This is a genomic window from Bradyrhizobium sp. SZCCHNR1051, from assembly GCF_032489615.1.
Taxonomy (GTDB): Bacteria; Pseudomonadota; Alphaproteobacteria; order Rhizobiales; family Xanthobacteraceae; genus Bradyrhizobium.
Window position 1 is genome coordinate 1 of sequence record NZ_JAUEYJ010000051.1, and the last position, 5,608, is coordinate 5,608.

At 62.6% G+C, this 5,608-nt stretch carries 3 protein-coding genes; all 3 read right to left on the reverse strand.

Features of this window, described 5'->3' with window-relative positions; genetic code table 11:
* Positions 1 to 781: 781 nt before the first annotated feature.
* Positions 782 to 3,454, reverse strand: coding sequence for a magnesium-translocating P-type ATPase (gene mgtA / locus QW868_RS33370; RefSeq protein WP_316232559.1), 2,673 nt, complete (start codon positions 3,452 to 3,454; stop codon positions 782 to 784).
* A gap of 126 nt (positions 3,455 to 3,580) precedes the next feature.
* Complete coding sequence (locus QW868_RS33375) at positions 3,581 to 3,847, reverse strand: hypothetical protein (RefSeq protein WP_315781278.1); 267 nt, start codon at positions 3,845 to 3,847, stop codon at positions 3,581 to 3,583.
* Positions 3,848 to 4,292: 445 nt separating this feature from the next.
* Entirely contained in the window at positions 4,293 to 5,432 is a 1,140-nt protein-coding gene (locus tag QW868_RS33380) for an acyl-CoA dehydrogenase family protein (RefSeq protein ID WP_316232560.1), read from the reverse strand.
* Positions 5,433 to 5,608: the final 176 nt, after the last annotated feature.

The following is a 5,608-nucleotide window of genomic DNA, read 5'->3' on the forward strand; positions in this document are numbered from 1 at the left end:
CCTCACGGCGGCATAAACTCCCAGCCGCCTATCAGCAGACTCGGTTTAACCGAGGACAACCTCCTGAGGCTCCACAGTTAGCCACCGTCGCCGGCAGGATCATCATCACCCGCCGACTTGACGCCAGCATCGAGGCGCCAGGACCACACGTCTTCCCGTCCGCATCGCAATCGTTCGTCGGCGCGATCACCTCACGCTGCGATCCGATGCGGCCATCGCATCATCAGCCCGACACTCGTGACGACCGCGAAGCGTCCCTCTTGTGGGCCAAGACAGCGGGGAATGTGCCGGTGATTTGCCCGACGACACAACGCCCGTCGGGTTGCGGCAAATTGGCACGACGGGCAGCTCGCCGGCGCAGATCACGCAATTAGTTCAGCGGATTCATCCGGATCGCGGCCTCCATATACCGCGCAGATGCGCAGGCTCACGAGTTCGTGACCACCCCTGAAAATCCATCCGGGCCCACCGATCGTGACGAGCATGACCAATCCGGTCGGGGTGACGCGACCCTGGATCACAGGGCAAACAAGGGCCGTAAATCCTGTTTGCGCATCAGCCAACTCATCAGTTCAGTTCCTGATCACACGCCAGCCGAGCCGCCATACCACGCCGCTTAGAGCATAGGCGCGCTTGGCAGTGGCTAGGTTGATCAGCCCGGCGCGATGCAATCGCCGAGAACCAAGCAGTATGCCGCGAGCCATGCGGACCGCTACGCTCGCGGCGTAACGCCTGATGTGATCTCCAATGCGCTCCCAAGCGTCGCCGGTGCGCATGTTCCTCAGAGCCATTGACCAAAGCGGCGGATGTAGAGGCGCTTGATCACTTGCGTGAGCAGGCAGTAGCTCAGCAGGATCGCGATCAGGATCGGGAAATATGCCTCCGGCAACGGTACCATGCCGACGTGCGCACCGAGCGGCGAGAACGGAAGGTAGATGCCGATCGCCATGATGCTGGCGGTGAGCAGGATCACCGGCGTGGCGGCCCGGCTCTGGATGAAAGGGATGTGTTGGGTCCGGATCATGTGCACGATCAGCGTCTGCGTCAGCAGACCAACCACGAACCAGCCGGATTGAAACAGAGATTGCTTCTCGACGGAATCGGCTCCGAACACATGCCACATGACGATGAAGGTCACGATATCGAAGATAGAGCTGATAGGACCGATGAACATCATGAAGCGCGCAATGCCGCTGGCGTCCCACTTCCGAGGCTGCTTGAGATAGTCCTCGTCTACGTCGTCCCACGGAATCGAGACCTGCGAGATGTCGTAGAGCAGATTCTGGATCAATAGCTGAATCGGCAGCATCGGCAGGAACGGCAGGAAGATGCTCGCAACCAGCACGCTGAACACGTTACCGAAGTTCGAGCTTGCCGTCATCTTGATGTACTTGATGATGTTGGCGAACGTCTTGCGTCCCTCGATCACGGCCTCCTCAAGGACGAGGAGACTCTTTTCGAGCAAGATGATGTCCGCCGATTCCTTTGCTATGTCGACGGCGGTATCGACCGAAATTCCGACGTCCGCATCCTTCAGGGCCGCGGCGTCGTTGATGCCGTCGCCGAGGTAACCGACGGTGTGGCCCTTGCTCTGAAGAGCGCGAATGACGCGCGACTTCTCCATGGGAGACATCTTGGTGAAGATAGTGGTTCGCTCCGCGGTATCGGCGAGCTCGGCGTCGGACAGTGCGGCCACGTCCTTGCCCGTCATGGCCTGGTCGACAGCAAGGCCGACCTCCTTGCAGATCTTGCGTGTCACCACCTCGTTGTCGCCGGTAATGATCTTGGTATCGACACCGTGCTCCCTGAGCGCGGCGATCGCTTCGCGCGCCGTCTCCTTGGGAGGATCGAGAAACGCCACGTAGCCCGCAAGGACCAGGTCCTGCTCGTCAGAGACGGTGTAAGCACGATCTTCGGGCGGCAACGCCTTGTAGGCCACCGCCAAGGCGCGCAAGCCGTCCTCGTTCAAATCCCTGGTGATGGCGCGCACTTTTCGCCGCATCTCGCTGGAGAACGGCACCTGTCCGCCAGGCGCAGCCGCGTTGTCGTCAGCGGAGGTGCACAGCGCGAGCACCTCCTCGATCGCGCCCTTGCACACCAGAAGATTCTTGTTCCCGTTGCGAACGATAACAGACATGCGGCGACGCACGAAATCGAACGGAATTTCGTCGACCTTCCGATAGTGCTCGAGCTTGCCGACCAGTTCGTCTTGCTCGGCATATTCGAGGACGGCCACGTCGAGCAGGTTCTTCAGTCCGGTCTGATGGAAGCTGTTCAACCAGGCGAGCTCTAGCACCTGGCTGTCCTCGTTGCCGTGAATGTCGAGGTGCCGCTCGAGGATCACTTTGTTTTGCGTCAGCGTGCCCGTCTTGTCCGTGCACAAAATGTCCATCGCGCCGAAGTTCTGGATGGCGTTGAGCTTCTTCACGATGCTCTTGCGCTGCGCCATCATGACAGCGCCCTTGGCGAGGTTGGCGGTCACGATCATCGGGAGCATTTCCGGGGTCAGGCCGACTGCAACGGAGACCGCAAACAGCAGTGATTCCAACCACGCGCCCTTGCCGAGCCCGTTGATAAGAAACACCAGCGGGGTCATCACCAGCAGAAAGCGGATCAGCGTCCATGAGACCCGGTTGATGCCAATATCGAAGCTTGTGAGCGGGCGCCCGCCGACGATGTCCCGTGCCATCGCCCCGAAGTAGGTCGCATCGCCCGTTGCCGCGGCAACCGCCGTAGCCGTGCCACTGACGACGTTCGTACCCATGAGGCAGGCGGTTTCCAGCTCCATTGCGCCACGTGCCGGGCTGACGGGCTTGGTGGCTGGCGGAACAGAATATTTCTCCAGCGGAAGAGATTCTCCAGTTAGCATCGCCTGGCTGACGAACAGGTCCTTCGCGGTCAGCAGCCGTACATCCGCCGGCACCATGTCGCCTGCTGACAGGTAGACGATATCACCGGGAACCAATTCGGAAATCGGCACCTCCTGCGGGCGCGACATGCCGGCACGCAGCACTGCCGTCGTGGAGCTCACCATCGCCTTGAGTTCTTCCGCGGCCTTGTTCGATCGGAATTCCTGCCAGAAGCGCAAAAGCGTGCTGAGCAGAACCATGGAGATCAGGACGATGATCGTTCTGAACGAGCGATCTTCCGGCGCAGCAAAGATCACGTCGGAAAACAGCGATACGATGCTGACCGTGAACAGCACGCCATTGAATGGGGTCAGGAACGCGTGAAAGAGCTGCCGATACCAGGTCGGCGGCTTCTCATGCGTAACTACATTGAGGCCGTACTGCTCCTGTCGCTCCCGGACCTGGTCTTCGCGGAGGCCGCTGCGTGTGGTGTCCAGCCGCTTGAGCGCGTCCTCGGGCGCCCACTCAGCCAGCTCGGCCAGGAGGCTGGACGAACTCCGGCGCGTTTCTCGGCCATTCGGGGCATGCTTTGCTTCGATATTCATGGCAGATCACTCGTAGGTCGGAGCGACGGTCCGGATCCTGACTCGCGGACACAGCAAGACGTCCCCATCGCGTGCGGCTTGGCGCTGCGACAGGTTTCGGGATCGAAATATTGGGAAGGAGGCGGGCTAAGCGGCCTGACGCAAGGAGCCGCTGCAACTGACGCCCTCGTCGGCTGCGGCGCCGCGTTCGAGCACCCAGCGACATTCCAGGCGATTGCTCACCGGGTTCGTGCGCCAAACCATGATCGGCACAACGCGACTTGTCGCCCGCGGCGACCGAGCGTCGCGGCGAAGTTCAGCCTGGCGATCCTGTGTGATGATGTTCGCCCGCCCCTCGCGGAGTGCGGGCGCGGCAACATTGCCGCGAAGAAAGACGATGTTGTTGATGCTCATGGCTCACCTCCGGACCAGCCCGACGGGCCCGGAAGGCGAGCAGACAGGACGCTAGGCCCAGCGCGTGCTCGCCCGGCGGGCAACGCCGGGAGCAGTCCCAGTTGACTTGTTTGGTGTCCGACAGAGCCGCTTCGGCTCAATCGGACAGCGACTAGGGTAACTGTCCATCTCTCGTTTCGGTCGGTTTGAAATGAGCTCGGAACTCCGAGGTCATGCGGCCCGAATGCCCCCGCACCGCGCGGCTGTCAAGCAGAAATCACCGACAGGGTCGCAGATTGTGCCTCGTGAGCCGCACATCGATCGTTTGAAATATCCTCTCCAGGGGACCCGTTACGCTGCGGCCTCTCGATGAACTTCTGCTGTCTCGGCATACTGGATCGTCCGCCTTCGCGGACGAAGACGTCGGGTCTGTGGTGCGTAACGTGCCCTGATCGCTGAGCTGCCTTCAATACCCCCTGAGCTGCGCCAGCTGCGCCGCGTGGTAGTTGGCATCGCCCAGCAGCTCCTCGCACACCCGCGCGCGCTTCATGAAGAAGCCGATGTCGAACTGGTCGGTCATGCCCATGCCGCCATGCATCTGCACGCCTTCCTGCACCGCGCGCGTCGCGGTGGCGCCGGCGCGGGCCTTGGCGACCGCAACTGCGGCTGTTGCGTCAGCCGGATCGGCATCAAGCGCCTGCAGCGCTTTGAGCACCGCGGCGCGGGTGATCTCGATCTCGATGTAGAGCTGCGCGGCACGGTGCTGCAGCGCCTGGAATTCGCCGATCGCCTTGCCGAACTGCTTGCGCTCCTTGAGATACGCGACGGTGCGTCCGAACACCTCCTCGCTGAGACCCACCATCTCGGAGGCGACCGCGCCGCGGCCGAGATCGAGCACGGCGCTGAGCGTGGCAGCGCCACCATCGACCTCGCCGAGCAAGTGATCCGCGGTGACCTCGACGTTGTCGAGCGTGACCCGCGCGGCGTTGTGCGCGTCGACCATGATGGTGCGTTCGATCGCCACGCCCTTGGCCTTGGGATCGACCAGGAACAGCGTGAGACCATCGCGATCGCCAGGCGAGCCCGCACTGCGCGCGACGACGAGCAGGAGATCAGCGACGTGGCCGTCGACCACCATCGCCTTGGCGCCGTTCAGCTTGAAGCCGTTGCCGGAGCGCTCGGCCTGCAGGGCGGTGTGCAAAGGACGATGCTTGGAACCTTCGTCGAGCGCGAGCGCAGCGAGCAGCGCGCCGCTGGCGATCTTCGGCAGATACTCGGACTTCTGCGCCGCCGAGCCGGCGCGCGTGAGCGCCGAGGCTGACAGCACCGCGGTCGCCAGGAACGGCGACGGCATCAAGGTGCGGCCGATCTCCTCCATCACGACACCGGCCTCGACCGCACCGAGGGCGGAGCCGCCATGCTCCTCCGGCACCAGCAGGCCGGCGAAGCCCATCTCGGCGAAGGTGGCCCACAGCTCGCGCGAGAAGCCAGTCTCGTCGCGCGTGTCGCGCAGTTTGCGCAGGTGAGACACCGGCGCGTGATCTGAGATCAGGCCGCGCGCGCTGTCGCGGAGCATCGATTGTTCTTCGGTGAGGAGGAGAGGCATGGCGGCCGTCCAGTGTCGGTGTTGCTTGGAAGCGGAGCTCTATCAGCTCGCCATGGCCGGGATGTCCCGGCCATCCACGTCTCTCCTCGTGCGGATGGACGTGGATGCCCGGGTCAAGCCCACGGCTGTCCGGTTGAGGTTTCTAGCATATACTAAGGCTCAACTGGCGATCATCT